Origin of the sequence: [Empedobacter] haloabium (assembly GCA_008011715.2) — a bacterium.
Classification (GTDB): Bacteria; Pseudomonadota; Gammaproteobacteria; order Burkholderiales; family Burkholderiaceae_D; genus Rugamonas; species Rugamonas haloabia.
Genome location: CP136508.1, coordinates 5831522 through 5843901, shown reverse-complemented (window position 1 = coordinate 5843901; position 12380 = coordinate 5831522). Strand labels below are relative to the sequence as shown.

Sequence of the window (12380 nt, the reverse complement as noted above, 5' to 3'; positions counted from 1 at the left end):
TTAGAATCCTCCTATGAATCTCGATACCTCTCCCATCGCCGCCATCGCCACCGCGCCGGGGCGCGGCGGCATCGGCGTCGTGCGCGCCTCCGGCAAGAACCTGCAGGGGCTGGCGCAGGCGCTGTTCGGCGCGCCGCTGAAGCCGCGCCACGCCACGTACATCCCGTTCACGCAGGCGGACGGCAACCTGATCGACCAGGGCATCGCCATCTACTTCAAGGGTCCCCATTCGTATACCGGCGAGGACGTGATCGAGCTGCAGGGCCACGGCGGCCCCGTCGTGCTGCAGATGCTGTTGCAGCGCGTGCTGGAGGCTGGCCGCGACTTCGGCGTGCGCCTGGCCGAACCGGGCGAGTTCACCCGCCGCGCCTACATGAACGACAAGCTGGACCTGGCCCAGGCCGAGGCGGTGGCCGACCTGATCGACGCGTCCACCGAAGCGGCCGTGAAATCGGCGTCGCAGTCGCTGTCCGGCGCGTTCTCGAAGACAATCCACGCGCTGGTCGAGCGCGTCACGCACCTGCGCATGCTGGTCGAGGCGACCCTGGACTTCCCGGAAGAGGAAATCGACTTCCTGGAAAAATCCGACGCGCGCGGTCAGCTGAAAGGCATCGTCGAGGCGCTGGACGCCGTATTCCGCCAGGCATCGCAAGGCGCCTTGCTGCGCGAGGGCCTGAATGTCGTGCTGGTCGGGCAGCCGAACGTCGGTAAGTCCTCACTACTGAATGCGTTGGCCGGCGCGGACGTGGCCATCGTCACACCGATCGCGGGCACGACGCGCGACAAGGTGACGGAAACCATCCAGATCGAAGGCATTCCGCTGAACATCATCGACACGGCCGGCATCCGCGGCATTGAGGAGGCGGTGGACGTGGTCGAACGGATCGGCATCGAACGCACCTGGGGCGAGGTCGGCAAGGCCGACGTGATCCTGCACATGCTGGACGCCAGCCACGGTCCTACGCGGGCGGATGAAGCCATCATCGCCGGCTTCCCCGCCGGCGTGCCGGTGCTGCGCATCTGGAACAAGATCGACCTGTCCGGCCACAAGCCGTCGCTGGATACGTCCGAGGACGCCACGCACATCTACCTGTCCGCGCACGAGCACCAGGGCATCGACCTGCTGCGCCAGGAGCTGCTGCGCATCGCCGGGTGGCAGCAGACGGGCGAATCGCTATACCTGGCGCGCGAACGTCACCTGATCGCGTTGAAGAACGCGGCGCGCCACCTCGATCACGCCAGCCAGCATGCGGCGCAGACGGACCAGTCGCTCGACCTGTTCGCCGAGGAACTGCGGCTGGCGCAGACACAGCTGTCCACGATTACCGGCGCGTTTTCGTCAGACGATTTGCTGGGTGTGATTTTCAGCCGGTTCTGTATCGGCAAATGACGCCTCGGGCGGGCCTTCGCGGCCCGCCCGCCTATCGGAAATCCCCTGCCCATAGGAAAAATTTTCGGTCCCTACCATCCCTGTTGTGAATGTGCCTGAACGTGCGCCAACGCACGCAACGGCGCCATTTCCCCTGTTTTAATCCTGCTATTATTTATTGCAGCGACCCGCCGCGCCGGCGCGTTTCCACCTTGTGGCGTAAGCGATGCAAGGCTGGCGGGTTCCCTGTCCGGATTGACGCCGCTCATGCCCGGATACTTCCACTGACGTAATCTTGCTTACAGGCTTGAAGTGCATCCAAAAGGGGAACATTGTGGAACCGATACAAGAGAACCTGTCATCCGAGATTGCCAGTGCAGGGTTGCCGGTGATGCCAGCGCCGTTGCGAACGCGGCAGATGCTGCCGCCCAAGGGCTCGTGCTGGTATTGCGAAAAGCCGCTGGACAGCGTGAAGCGCTTCTGCGGCCGGGATTGCGCGGATTCGTTCGACGAAGAAGCGGAATACACCCGTTGAGGTCGGCCCGGCGTCACAGCGCCGGGCGCAGCAGTTCCAGGGCGCGGTCGAAGTCGTAGTCGTCCACTGCCGCCGCGACCGCGCGCCAATGCTCGGCCCCCACCGTTTCCGCCAGCAGCGGCGCATAGCGCGCCGCCAGGTCGACGGCGCTGCCGTTGCCTTCATCCAATAGCCGGGCCAGTTCCTGCAGCAGCACGGCGCCGTCGCTCTCCTCCGACGCATCGAGCGCCACCGGCGGCGGCGGATTGCGTTCCAATTCTTCGGCGATGGCCGCCAGCAGGGCGGTCAGCGCCGCTTGCAGCGGCGCCAGCAGTTCATCGACCGGTTCGCCCCGCTCCATCGCGTGTTCCGCCCGGCCCGCCAGCATGTACAGCCGCGGTGCCGAAACCAGCCCGGCCGCGCCTTTCAATGTGTGCAGCGTGCGGTGGGCGGCATCGCGGTCGCCCGCGGCCAGTTGTGCCCTGGCTTCCTCGACGCAGGACACGTAACCCGAAAAGCGCCGCAACACGTTGGCGTAGACCTGCTGGTCGCCCAGCAGGCGTGCCAGGCCGTGGGTCGCGTCGAGCGCGGGCAGCGCCGCGGCTTCCGCCGGATCGAAACGAATACCCATCAGCGTGTCGTGAAGGACCAGTTGCGCGCAATGGCCGTGCCATCGACGGTGCCGCTGAAGCTGACGTCGTAGACGGTAGCGCCCGCCAGTTTCGTCAACGGGATGATCGATGCGGCGGCCTTGGGGGTCTCCGCGTCGGTCGCCTTGGTCAGCAGGCGCACCGGCAGGTCCATTCCACCGCGCGGCCGCACCGTGAAACTGTTGACGATGATCGTCGACGGGTTGTCGGCATGCACGCTGATCGGATAGCCGACCTCGTTACGGTCCGGCACGGGATCGGGCGACTCGCTGTCGCTCATGAAATTGACGGGCACGGCCGTCTGGCCATTGACGGGATACACCACGACGTTGCCGCGGCCGACGCCGGGACCGTAGCCGTTGCTGGCCGCGAAGTCGGCCGTGAAATAGGTGTAGCCGCTCGCCGTGGACGAGGCGCCTGTGCCCATTTCGCGGAACAGCGGCTCGAAGATCACGAAGCGGTGATAAATCGCCGCGATCAGCTCCTCGGCGTGGTAAAAGCCGGCGCGGTCGGCGGCGGCCGAAATCACCTCGCCGTAGGCACGCGTGCCCACCAGCACATACCCCGCCGCCGCGAAGCGGTCTTCCAGCTTTGCGCCCGTGTAACCGGGATTGCCACGCACCTGGTCGTGTGACACCGTATCGTTCAAGCGCAGGTAATTCGAATGGCCCAGCGCGGCGCGATCGATGGCGCCGTTACGCGCGAGAACCGACAAGCCGGTCTGCGCGCGGCGGTAGTTGAACCAGGCAAAGCCGTCCGTGGCCGTGTCGCCCGTCGCGGTGGGCGCGCCCGGCTGCGGCACCGGTGTCTGTGGATTGGTGGGTTGTACCCCGTCATCCGGGCCGTCGCCGCCGCCGCAGGCGGACAGCAGTCCTGCCAGCAGCAGGGCGGCCAGTCGCGCGTTCCAGTGTTCGAGTGCCTGCATGATGAGCTCCGGGGATGCCGGTACAGCCCGGCCACAGAGCGATTCTAAGCCAAATCAAGTCGCGTGGCCTGCTCTTTGGCTGGCAGCCGGCCCGGTTGCGGGGCGCTGCCGGCCCGGCGCGGACGGTACAATACCGGCAATGTCCAATAGGCCACGTGCCGGAAACCTCATACGCGAGCTCAATTGACTACTCCCCATACCCGCCGCATGCAGCGCGCAAAGTTTGCCTTGCCCAGCTCGGTCACCCTGCTGTCGATCGCCTGTGGCTTCGGCAGCATCGTCCTCTCCGTCGACAATGCCCATGCCGGCTACGCGGCGGACTACCGCCTGGCTGCCGCGCTGCTGGTCCTGGCCGGCATCTTCGACGCGCTCGATGGCTTCGTCGCCCGTGCCACCGGCACCAGCTCCGAGTTCGGTGTGCAGCTCGATTCCATTGCCGACGTGATGAACTTCGGCTGCGCCCCGGCCCTGCTGCTGTACTGCTACGGCTTCGTGCCGATGGGGCCGGCCGACCCGACCCTGCTGCGCGCCGGCGGTATCGCCGCGTTCTTCTTTGTCGCCTGCGGCGCGCTGCGGCTGGCCCGCTTCAACGTCAACGTCGGCCGGACCGACCCGAAATACTTCGTCGGCATGCCCATCACGGCGGGTGCCGCGTGCGTCGCCTCCGTCGTCGTCGCGTGGCCGGAACCGCCCGATACGTCCCTGCATGGCTGGCTGGTCGTGCTGCTGCTGTTCCTGGTCGGCAGCCTGATGGTGTCGACGATCCGCTTTCCCAGCTCGAAGCAGAAGAAAAGCACGGCGCTGTTCGTGGTCCTGGCCATCAATATCGGCCTGCTGATCTGGCTGCGCGCGTATTACTTCGTGCTGTTCTTCCTGGTCTACATCACCGGCACATTGGCGCTGAACCTGGCGTGGAAGCAGGGCTTCCGCAAGATTGCGCCGCCGGTCGTGTACGAGGACTGAAGTTCAGCAGGGATTCACGCGACCTCGTGACCGCGCGCCGCGCGCAGGATTTCGAACCACTGCTGCCGGGTCAACGTAAAGCGCGTCGCCTCCACCGCTTCGCGGATCGCCTCGATGCGGCCGCTGCCCGTCAGGGGGATCGGCCTGCTGGGCAGCTGCATGATCCACGCGAACACCACGCTGGTGAACGAGCGGCCCGTCTCCGCCGCCACCTGGCGCAGCTTGGCGCGCAGCGGCACCGTCGCCGCATCGTCGCCGAACAGGCGGCCGCCGGCCAGCGGCGACCAGATCATCGGCGCCACGCCTTTGTCCTGCAGGCCGTCGAACGTTTCGTCGAACATCGGCGCCAAGTGCAGCGGCGAGAACTCGACCTGGTTGGTCGCCAGCGGCACGCGCCGGTGCAGGCATTCGAACTGGTGGCGGCTGAAGTTCGATACGCCGAAATGACGCACCTTGCCCGCCGCGCGCAGCGACTCGAACGTCTCGGCGATCTCGTCGAAGTCCATCAGCGGGTCGGGGCGGTGGATCAGCAGCAGGTCCAGGTGCGTGGTGCCGAGCGCCTTCAAGGAGTTGTCGACGGAAGCCGTGATGTGCGCGGCCGTCGTGTCGTAATGCTGGATCGTGTGCGCGGGTCGCGCCGGCGAAATCAGCTTGATGCCGCACTTGCTGACGATCTGCATGCGCTCGCGCAGCGAAGGCTGCAGCGCCAGCGCCTCACCGAACAGGCTTTCCACGCCGTAGCCGCCATAGATGTCGGCATGGTCGAAGCTGGACACGCCCAGCTCCAGGCACTGTTCGATAAAGGCGAGGCGCTGTTGTGGCGACATCTGCCACTCTCCCATGCGCCACATGCCCGCCACGATGCGCGACAGCGCGAGGCCGTCTTCCGAGGTGCGTACGACAGGGCAGGGTGCGGCGAAGTTCGTCATGGGGAGGCTTTCAGGTTGGAGGCGGAAAGGGAAATTATAGTGCGCTCGGCGTACAAAAACGGTGCCAGTCACCGTTTTTCTGGCGTGCGGCCGCTAGCCGGGGACCGGGGTCAGACCCGCCGGGCCTGACCCCAGTTCTCCGGTTCGGAGCAAAAAAAAGCGGCCCGCAGGCCGCCAAAGGTGAGAACGAACGCGCAGCCTTGGATTTCCGCGCGCCAGGGACTGTTCTCGATGAACGCTTAGAACCGGTACATGACGGACGCTTCCCACGTGCGGCCGAACAGCGGGCGCGCGTTGATCGGGCCGGTGCCGCCGGTCGTCAGGCGCGAATTGCCTTCGGTCAGGCCCAGCTCGTTGGACAGGTTGCTGCCGCTCACACGCAGCTCGATCTTTTCACCCAGGCGGTACACGGCGCCCAGGTCGAACGTCTTGTACGACGGCAGATACTGCTCGTTGAGCTGGTCGGCCCAGCGCTCGCCCACGTAGGTGTAGGTGCCGTACAGTTTCAGCTCGTTCTCGCCCAGCGGGATGCGATAGGCCGGCGTGAAGCGGAACTGCGTCTTCGGCTGGCGCTGCACGCGCTTGCCGGCCGTCTTCGGGTTGTCCTTGTATTCCGAATCCTGCCAGTTGCCCGTCAGGGTCAAGGTCAGGTCGCGGATGGGGCGCGCGGCCAGCTCGAACTCGACGCCGTTGCCCTTCGAGCCGCTGGTGGAATACAGCACGGTGCCATCGGCCAGCAGCTGCTGGAACGAGATGCCGTCGAACTCCGTGTGGAAGTAGTTGATGTAGGCGCTGTACAGCGGGGTGGCCGTCTTGAAGCCCACTTCGACCTGCTTGATCTTCGGCGTCGGCAGGAAGTCGCGATTGTCCACGTTGGCCTGGGTGCCGGCGTTGCGCAGGTCGTCGAAGGCGACGAACGTGTGGCCCGTATTGGCGCGCACGAACACGCTGGCGTCGCGGGCCAGCTTGTAGTTGCCGCCGATCGTGAACGAGTTGGCCGAGTCGGTACGGGTCAGCGCGGTGTTGGCCCCGGTCGGCATCGACGTATTGTTGTTGTAGACCGTCAGCGGATTGTTGTCGGTGTCGCCCGTGACCAGTTTCGACACCGTGGCGTCGAGCTTCTGGCGCTCGCGGCGGATGCCGCCGTCCACCTTGATGCGGTCGTTGACCTTCCATTCGTTGGCGATGAACAGGGCCGTGTTGCTGCCGTCATAGGACGCCACCGGCGCGTAGTTCACGGGGCCTTCCTTGCCCTGGTTCGACACGATGACGCCGTTGTTCAGACGCACGTCGATCAGGCGCGCGTTCGGCACGGCCGTCATCAGGTGGCTGTTGCCCAGGTACCAGACGTCATCCGACGAGTAGTTGGCGAAGTAGGCGCCGATCGTCACCGTGTTGCCCTTCATCCATTCGCGGCTGACGCGGATCTCGTCCGTGAACGACTGCAGCTGCTTCTCGACCGCCCACAGGCCGGCCTGCACCACCTGCTGGTTGTCCGCGACCGGGGTGCCGTCCAGGTAGGTGGCCGTGGCGCGCGTGCCGCCGTGGGTGGCCAGGGCGCTGGCGTTGTAGGCGCCCATCGCCAGCGGATTGTTCCCGGTGAACATGGCGATCGTGTTCAGGTCGCCGTCGAAGTAATTGAACTTGTTCGACACGTTCCAGCCACCGATCGTCTGGGCGAAGTCGACGCCGAACACGTTCGACTTCAGGCCGCGGCCGTCGCCCAGGTCGTAGCTCAAGGTGCGCCCGGGTGCCGCTTCCACCGTAAATCGCCGCATCTCCCCACTCATCAGGGTGCCAGTCAGCGGATCGAAGCCGGGAAACTCGCTGATCGTGCGGCCTTCGTTGGACGAAATCAGCGGCACGCCGGTATAGAACGCGTTCTTGTCATTGGTGCTGCGGGCGTAGAACGTCACTTCGCCGCCGTCGAGCTTTTTCGTCAGGGTGGCGCTCAGCTGGCCGCCCTTGTCGGCCGGGAAGCCGGCATCGCGCACGCCGTTGGTGTTGCGGTAGAAGCCGCCGATGGTGCCGTACCAGCCGTCCGCGATCTTTCCACCGTAGAACACGTCGACGCGGCGCAGTTCGCCCGTGCCCGTCGAGAAGCGGATCGAGCCTTCCGGCGTGTCCGTGCCTTTCTTCAGGATGAAGTTCATCGTCGCGCCCGGCTGGCCGTTCGAGAAGATCGTGCTGGGGCCGCCGCGCAGCACTTCCACGCGCTCGATCGTGTCGTCCAGGCGGAACGCCGAGGAGCCTTCGAAGAACGACAGGGTCGGCACCGGATAGATCGGGTTGCCCATCATCTGCACGGACACGAACGGTGAATCGGAGCCGGACGGGAAACCGCGCACCTCGATATTGGCGCCGGACTGGCCGCCGGTCGCTTCCGCATACACGCCCGGCACCAGCTTCAGGATATCGGCCGTGCTGCTGGGTGCGGCCTGCTTCAGCTGTTCCTCGCTGGCCGTCGTGATGGAAAAGGCGGAGTCGAGCTTGCGCACGCCGCCGGACGTGGCCACGCCGGTCACGACCACTTGCTGGATTTCCGTCTGGACGGCGTCGTTTCGGGCCGCGCTGGCCTGGGTTTGAGGCGCACCGCTGGCGCCGCTGGTGTCCGCCGGCGGTGGAGCCGGGGTGTCGGTTTGTGCCTGGGCCTGGCTGGCCAGGGTCAGGATGGCCAGCGAAATGGACGAGTGCAGGAACGTGCGAGGAATTCTCATGATGGGCTTTCTTCTCTAGGGATTGTCGTCTCCGGGACAAGGGGCCGGCCCCACCAGGCGCCTGCCGTTCCCGCTGCTTGATTGGTTTTCAGCAGTTGTGACTGCCATTGAAACAACAAATGATATCGATGTCAATCGAAATGTTATCGATGTCATTTTTCGCGACAAAACTTTGGAATCTGTCATAATGCCCCCAGACTTTTTCCAAGCACCCAACACGAGCGACCATGGCACCACCCAAAACTCCCGACTCCGGCCTGACGATGGAAGACCTGGCACGGGTGGCGGGCGTCTCGAAGATCACGGTGTCGCGGGCGCTGCGCAACAGTCCGCTGGTGACGGAAGCCACCCGTGACAAGGTGCGCAAGATCGCCGAAGAGCAGGGCTACCGCTTCAATGTGAGCGCGCGCAACCTGCGCATGGGGCGCTCGTACTCGGTGGCGGTCGTGGTGGAAATGACACCTGCGAAAGGCCGGCCGATGTCCGATCCGTACCCGCTGGAACTGCTGGGCGGCATCACGCAAGAGCTGACGACAGCCGGCTACAGCGTGGTGCTGACATCGAAGCAGCTGCTGGACACGGCTCCGGTGCAGGGCGCGGATGGCCTGATCCTGCTCGGCCAGGGCTCACACGGCACGGCGGTGACGACGTTGCAGAAGACCGGCCTGCCGCTGGTCGTCTGGGGCGCGCCGGAGCCGGGGTCGGACACGATCGTCGTCGGCAGCGACAACCGCAAGGGCGGCCAGTCGGCGGCGCAGCGCTTCATCGAGCTGGGCCGCAGCAAGCTGGTGTTCCTCGGCGACGTTGACCACGCCGAGGTGCAGGAGCGCTGCGCCGGCTTCATCGACGCGATGGGCGGGCGCGGCACGGTGCACATCCTCCGGCCGAAGGCGTTCACGTTCGAGGCCGGCTTCGATTGCATCTCGGCGCTGCTGAAAAAGAAGGGCGCCACGTTCGACGGCGTGTTCGCCGCCAGCGACCTGCTGGCGATGGGCGCGATCCGGGCGCTGGCGGAAAAGAGCCTGCACGTGCCGGAGGCGGTCTCCGTCATCGGCTACGACGACACGCCCGGGGCGGCCAGCTTCGTGCCGCCGCTGACCAGCGTGCACCAATACCTGCGCGACGGCGGCGTACTGCTGGCGCGCAAGATGCTTGACTTGATGAATGGCGAGGCGGTGGGGTCGGAGGTGTTGCCGACCACGTTGATGGTCCGGGCAACATGAAACACCGGTGTCAGGCACCTATCTTCAGGTCTGCGACCTGAAGATAGGTGCCTGACACCGTGAGTCTGAACCGCTGCCGATTTTTTTTAACGCGTTTCCAAACCGGTTTGAAAGGCCTGACGTGTCCGCAAACACTCTTAACTTCCCGCCCGACCCCTGGCGCCTGCGCGAAACCGCGCCCGCTACCGCGGCGCACTTCCTGAACGAGACGCTGTTCGCCCTCGGCAACGGCTACATCGGCCTGCGCGGCACGGGCGAGGAGGGCTACAGCGGCCCGGCCGGCACGTCGATGGACGGCACCTACCTGAACGGCTTCTACGAGTCCGAACCGATCCACTACCCGGAAACGGCCTACGCGCTGGCCAAGACCAACCAGTTCATGCTGAACGTGCCGAACGCGAAAGGCTTGCAGGTCTATGTGGAGGACGAGCCGTTCGACCCGCTGACCGGCACCGTCGAGCACTACGAGCGCACGCTCGACCTGCGCACCGGCCTGCTGGAGCGCCGGCTGCGCTGGACGTCGCCGCGGGGGCGCACGATCGACTACCACAGCCGCCGCCTGGTCTCGTTCGACAACAAGCACCTGCTGGCGCTGCAGGTGCGGGTCACGCCCGTCAACTTCAGCGGCAGCATGCGCGTCGTGGCCAGCCTGGATGGCGCCGTGAAGAACCTGGAAGCGGGCGACGATCCGCGCGTCGGCTCGGCCGTGTCCGGCCCGGCGCTCACCTTGCTGGCGGTCGAACAGGACGCCCATTACGCGGCGCTGGTGCAGAAAACCCGCAACAGCGGCTTCCACCTCGTCAGCGCCACGCGCACGCAGGTAGACGGCGCGGCCAACGCCACCTTCCTGCAGCAGGGCCTGCGGCTGGAGCAGGCCTACACGTTCGCGGCCACCCAAGGCCAGGTGATCGAGGTGACGAAGTACGCCAGCTACCACTCGTCGCGCGACTATCCGGAAGGCGAGCTGGCAGAACGCAGCCGCGCCGTGCTGGCGCAGGCGCAGGCCGACGGCTTCGACGCGCTGGCCGCACGCCAGGCGGCCTATCTCGCCGACTTCTGGCAGCAGGCCGACGTGGAGATCGACGGCGACGACGCCCTGCAGCAGGGCATCCGCTTCAACGCCTACCACCTGCTGCAATCGGTGGGCCGCGACGGCAAGACCAATATCGCCGCCAAGGGCGTCACGGGGGAGGGCTACGAAGGCCACTATTTCTGGGACACGGAGATTTATATCTTCCCCTACTTCCTGTACAACAAACCGGAGATCGCCCGCAAACTGCTGGACTACCGCTGGGCGGGGCTGGAATCGGCGCGCCGGCGGGCGCGCCAGATGTCGCACGAGAAGGGCGCGCTGTATCCGTGGCGTACCATCGCTGGCGAAGAGTGTTCCGCCTACTTCCCGGCCGGCACGGCGCAGTACCACATCAACGCCGACATCGCGTACTCCATCAAGCAGTACTGGGACGCGACGGGCGACATCGACTGGCTGCGCGCCTGCGGTGCGGAGATCGTCATGGAGACGGCGCGCATCTGGACCGGCATCGGCAGCTGGGATCGCAAGGGCTGCTTCGTCATCAACGAGGTGACGGGACCGGACGAGTACACGGCCCTCGTCAACAACAACTACTACACCAATGCGATGGCGCGCCAGCACCTGGAGTTCGCGGCCGCCATCGCGGACCAGCTTGCGGCCGAGTACCCCGAGGACCATGCCCGCATCGCGGCGGCGATGGGATTGGGCTCGGAGGAGCCGGCCGAATGGCGCCGCGCCGCCGGCGCGATGTACCTGCCGTACGACCAGGAGCTGGGCATCCATGAGCAGGACGACAGCTTCCTGTCGAAGAAGCGCTGGGACTTCGCCAACACCCCGGCCGACAAATACCCGCTGCTGCTGAACTACCACCCGATGGTGATCTACCGCCACCAGGTGTGCAAGCAGGCCGACGTGGTGCTGGCGCTGCTGCTGCTGTCCGACCGCTTCACGCTGGAGGACAAGCGACGCGACTTCGACTACTACGAGGCCGTGACGACGCACGACTCCTCGCTGTCCTCCTGCATCTATTCGATCATCGCCGCCGAAGTGGGCTACCAGGACAAGGCGTACGACTACTTCATGGAGACGGCGCGCATGGACCTGGACGACACCCATGGCAACACCCGCTACGGCGTGCACACGGCGGCGATGGCCGGCACGTGGCTGGGCGTGGCGTACGGCTTCGGCGGCATGCGCGTGGTCGACGGCGCTGTGCGTTTCGCGCCGACGCTGCCGCGTCAGTGGCGCCGCTACCAGTTCCACATCCACCTGCGCGGCTGCCTGCTGCGCGTCGCCGTGGATGCCGCCGGCACCACGTACACGCTGCTGCGCGGCGACGCGTTGCGCTTTACCCACCGCGATACCGTGATCGCGCTCACGGCCGCACAATCCACGCACCAGGAGCTTGCATGAAACGCGCAGTCATCTTCGACCTGGACGGCGTCATCACCGACACCGCCCGCTACCACTACCTGGCCTGGAAGCGGCTGGCCGAATCGCAGGGCGTGCATTTCGACGAGGCCTTCAACGAGCACCTGAAGGGCATCGACCGGATGGGCTCCCTCGACCTGATCCTCGCCTCCAGCCCGCGCCGCTACACGCAGGAGGAAAAGCTGGCGCTGGCGACCGCGAAGAACGAGCATTACAAGGTGCTGATCGCCACGATGACGCCGAGCGACCTGCTGCCGGGCGCCATGCAGGCGCTGGACGACTGTCGCGCTGCGGGCTTGAGAATCGGCCTGGCCTCCGTCAGCCGCAACGCCTTCACGGTGCTGGACCGGCTGGGCATCACGGACAAGTTCGACTACGTCGTCGACGCGGGCCTGATCGCGAAGGGCAAGCCGGACCCCGAGATCTTCCTGGCGGCGGCCCAGGCGCTGGGCGTGCCGCCCGCCGACTGTTTCGGCGTCGAGGATGCGGTGGCCGGGGTGGCTTCGATCAAGGCGGCGGGGATGTACGCTGTCGGCATCGGCGATCCCGCCACGCTGCGCCAGGCGGACGTCGTGATACCGAGCCTGGCGCAGTTCAGGCTATCCGACTACGTGGCGGCATAAAAG

10 protein-coding genes are annotated in these 12380 nt (G+C 66.0%); 6 read left to right on the top strand and 4 right to left on the bottom strand.

The window, feature by feature from the left end:
• Positions 1 to 13 precede the first annotated feature (13 nt).
• Together mnmE and E7V67_025405 are read left to right on the top strand one after the other, a co-directional pair.
• Positions 14 to 1390 (top strand): tRNA uridine-5-carboxymethylaminomethyl(34) synthesis GTPase MnmE, encoded by a 1377-nt coding sequence (gene mnmE / locus E7V67_025410; GenBank protein WUR12987.1) that lies wholly within the window; start codon positions 14 to 16, stop codon positions 1388 to 1390.
• A 313-nt stretch (positions 1391 to 1703) separates the two neighbouring features.
• Positions 1704 to 1904, top strand: coding sequence for a hypothetical protein (locus E7V67_025405; GenBank protein WUR12986.1), 201 nt, complete (start codon positions 1704 to 1706; stop codon positions 1902 to 1904).
• 13 nt (positions 1905 to 1917) lie between these two features.
• Here E7V67_025405 and E7V67_025400 read toward each other — a convergent pair whose 3' ends face one another.
• Both E7V67_025400 and E7V67_025395 read right to left on the bottom strand, forming a co-directional pair.
• Entirely contained in the window at positions 1918 to 2514 is a 597-nt protein-coding gene (locus E7V67_025400) for an Hpt domain-containing protein (GenBank protein WUR12985.1), read from the bottom strand.
• On the bottom strand, positions 2514 to 3458 hold the full coding sequence (locus E7V67_025395) for a CAP domain-containing protein (GenBank protein ID WUR12984.1): 945 nt from the start codon (positions 3456 to 3458) through the stop codon (positions 2514 to 2516). The genes E7V67_025400 and E7V67_025395 overlap by 1 nt, the downstream gene beginning before the upstream one ends.
• Before the next feature lie 207 nt (positions 3459 to 3665).
• Between E7V67_025395 and pssA the strand changes: the two genes are divergently transcribed.
• Positions 3666 to 4421: a CDP-diacylglycerol--serine O-phosphatidyltransferase gene (pssA, locus tag E7V67_025390; protein ID WUR16345.1), complete on the top strand. Its 756-nt coding sequence runs from the start codon at positions 3666 to 3668 to the stop codon at positions 4419 to 4421.
• A gap of 14 nt (positions 4422 to 4435) precedes the next feature.
• Here pssA and E7V67_025385 read toward each other — a convergent pair whose 3' ends face one another.
• Together E7V67_025385 and E7V67_025380 are read right to left on the bottom strand one after the other, a co-directional pair.
• Positions 4436 to 5350 carry an aldo/keto reductase gene (locus E7V67_025385; GenBank protein ID WUR12983.1) on the bottom strand — a complete coding sequence of 305 codons (915 nt, stop codon included), beginning with the start codon at positions 5348 to 5350 and terminating at the stop codon, positions 4436 to 4438.
• Positions 5351 to 5589: 239 nt separating this feature from the next.
• Positions 5590 to 8067, bottom strand: a complete 2478-nt coding sequence (locus E7V67_025380) for a TonB-dependent receptor (protein ID WUR12982.1) — start codon at positions 8065 to 8067, stop codon at positions 5590 to 5592.
• Positions 8068 to 8294: 227 nt separating this feature from the next.
• Between E7V67_025380 and E7V67_025375 the strand changes: the two genes are divergently transcribed.
• From E7V67_025375 to pgmB, 3 genes are all read left to right on the top strand, one after another.
• On the top strand, positions 8295 to 9290 hold the full coding sequence (locus E7V67_025375) for a LacI family DNA-binding transcriptional regulator (GenBank protein WUR12981.1): 996 nt from the start codon (positions 8295 to 8297) through the stop codon (positions 9288 to 9290).
• 121 nt (positions 9291 to 9411) lie between these two features.
• Entirely contained in the window at positions 9412 to 11736 is a 2325-nt protein-coding gene (locus E7V67_025370) for a glycosyl hydrolase family 65 protein (protein WUR12980.1), read from the top strand.
• Positions 11733 to 12377 carry a beta-phosphoglucomutase gene (gene pgmB / locus E7V67_025365; protein ID WUR12979.1) on the top strand — a complete coding sequence of 215 codons (645 nt, stop codon included), beginning with the start codon at positions 11733 to 11735 and terminating at the stop codon, positions 12375 to 12377. Before E7V67_025370 ends, pgmB begins: the two co-directional genes overlap by 4 nt.
• Positions 12378 to 12380 lie beyond the last annotated feature (3 nt).

What these genes read in the sequence shown, in the direction of transcription:
- mnmE (WUR12987.1), top strand. Translation starts at nt 14, where the DNA reads ATGAATCTCGATACCTCTCCCATCGCCGCCATCGCCACCGCGCCGGGG.
- E7V67_025400 (WUR12985.1), bottom strand. Translation starts at nt 2,514, where the DNA reads ATGGGTATTCGTTTCGATCCGGCGGAAGCCGCGGCGCTGCCCGCGCTC.
- E7V67_025395 (WUR12984.1), bottom strand. Translation starts at nt 3,458, where the DNA reads ATGCAGGCACTCGAACACTGGAACGCGCGACTGGCCGCCCTGCTGCTG.
- pssA (WUR16345.1), top strand. Translation starts at nt 3,666, where the DNA reads ATGCAGCGCGCAAAGTTTGCCTTGCCCAGCTCGGTCACCCTGCTGTCG.
- E7V67_025385 (WUR12983.1), bottom strand. Translation starts at nt 5,350, where the DNA reads ATGACGAACTTCGCCGCACCCTGCCCTGTCGTACGCACCTCGGAAGAC.
- E7V67_025380 (WUR12982.1), bottom strand. Translation starts at nt 8,067, where the DNA reads ATGAGAATTCCTCGCACGTTCCTGCACTCGTCCATTTCGCTGGCCATC.
- E7V67_025375 (WUR12981.1), top strand. Translation starts at nt 8,295, where the DNA reads ATGGCACCACCCAAAACTCCCGACTCCGGCCTGACGATGGAAGACCTG.
- pgmB (WUR12979.1), top strand. Translation starts at nt 11,733, where the DNA reads ATGAAACGCGCAGTCATCTTCGACCTGGACGGCGTCATCACCGACACC.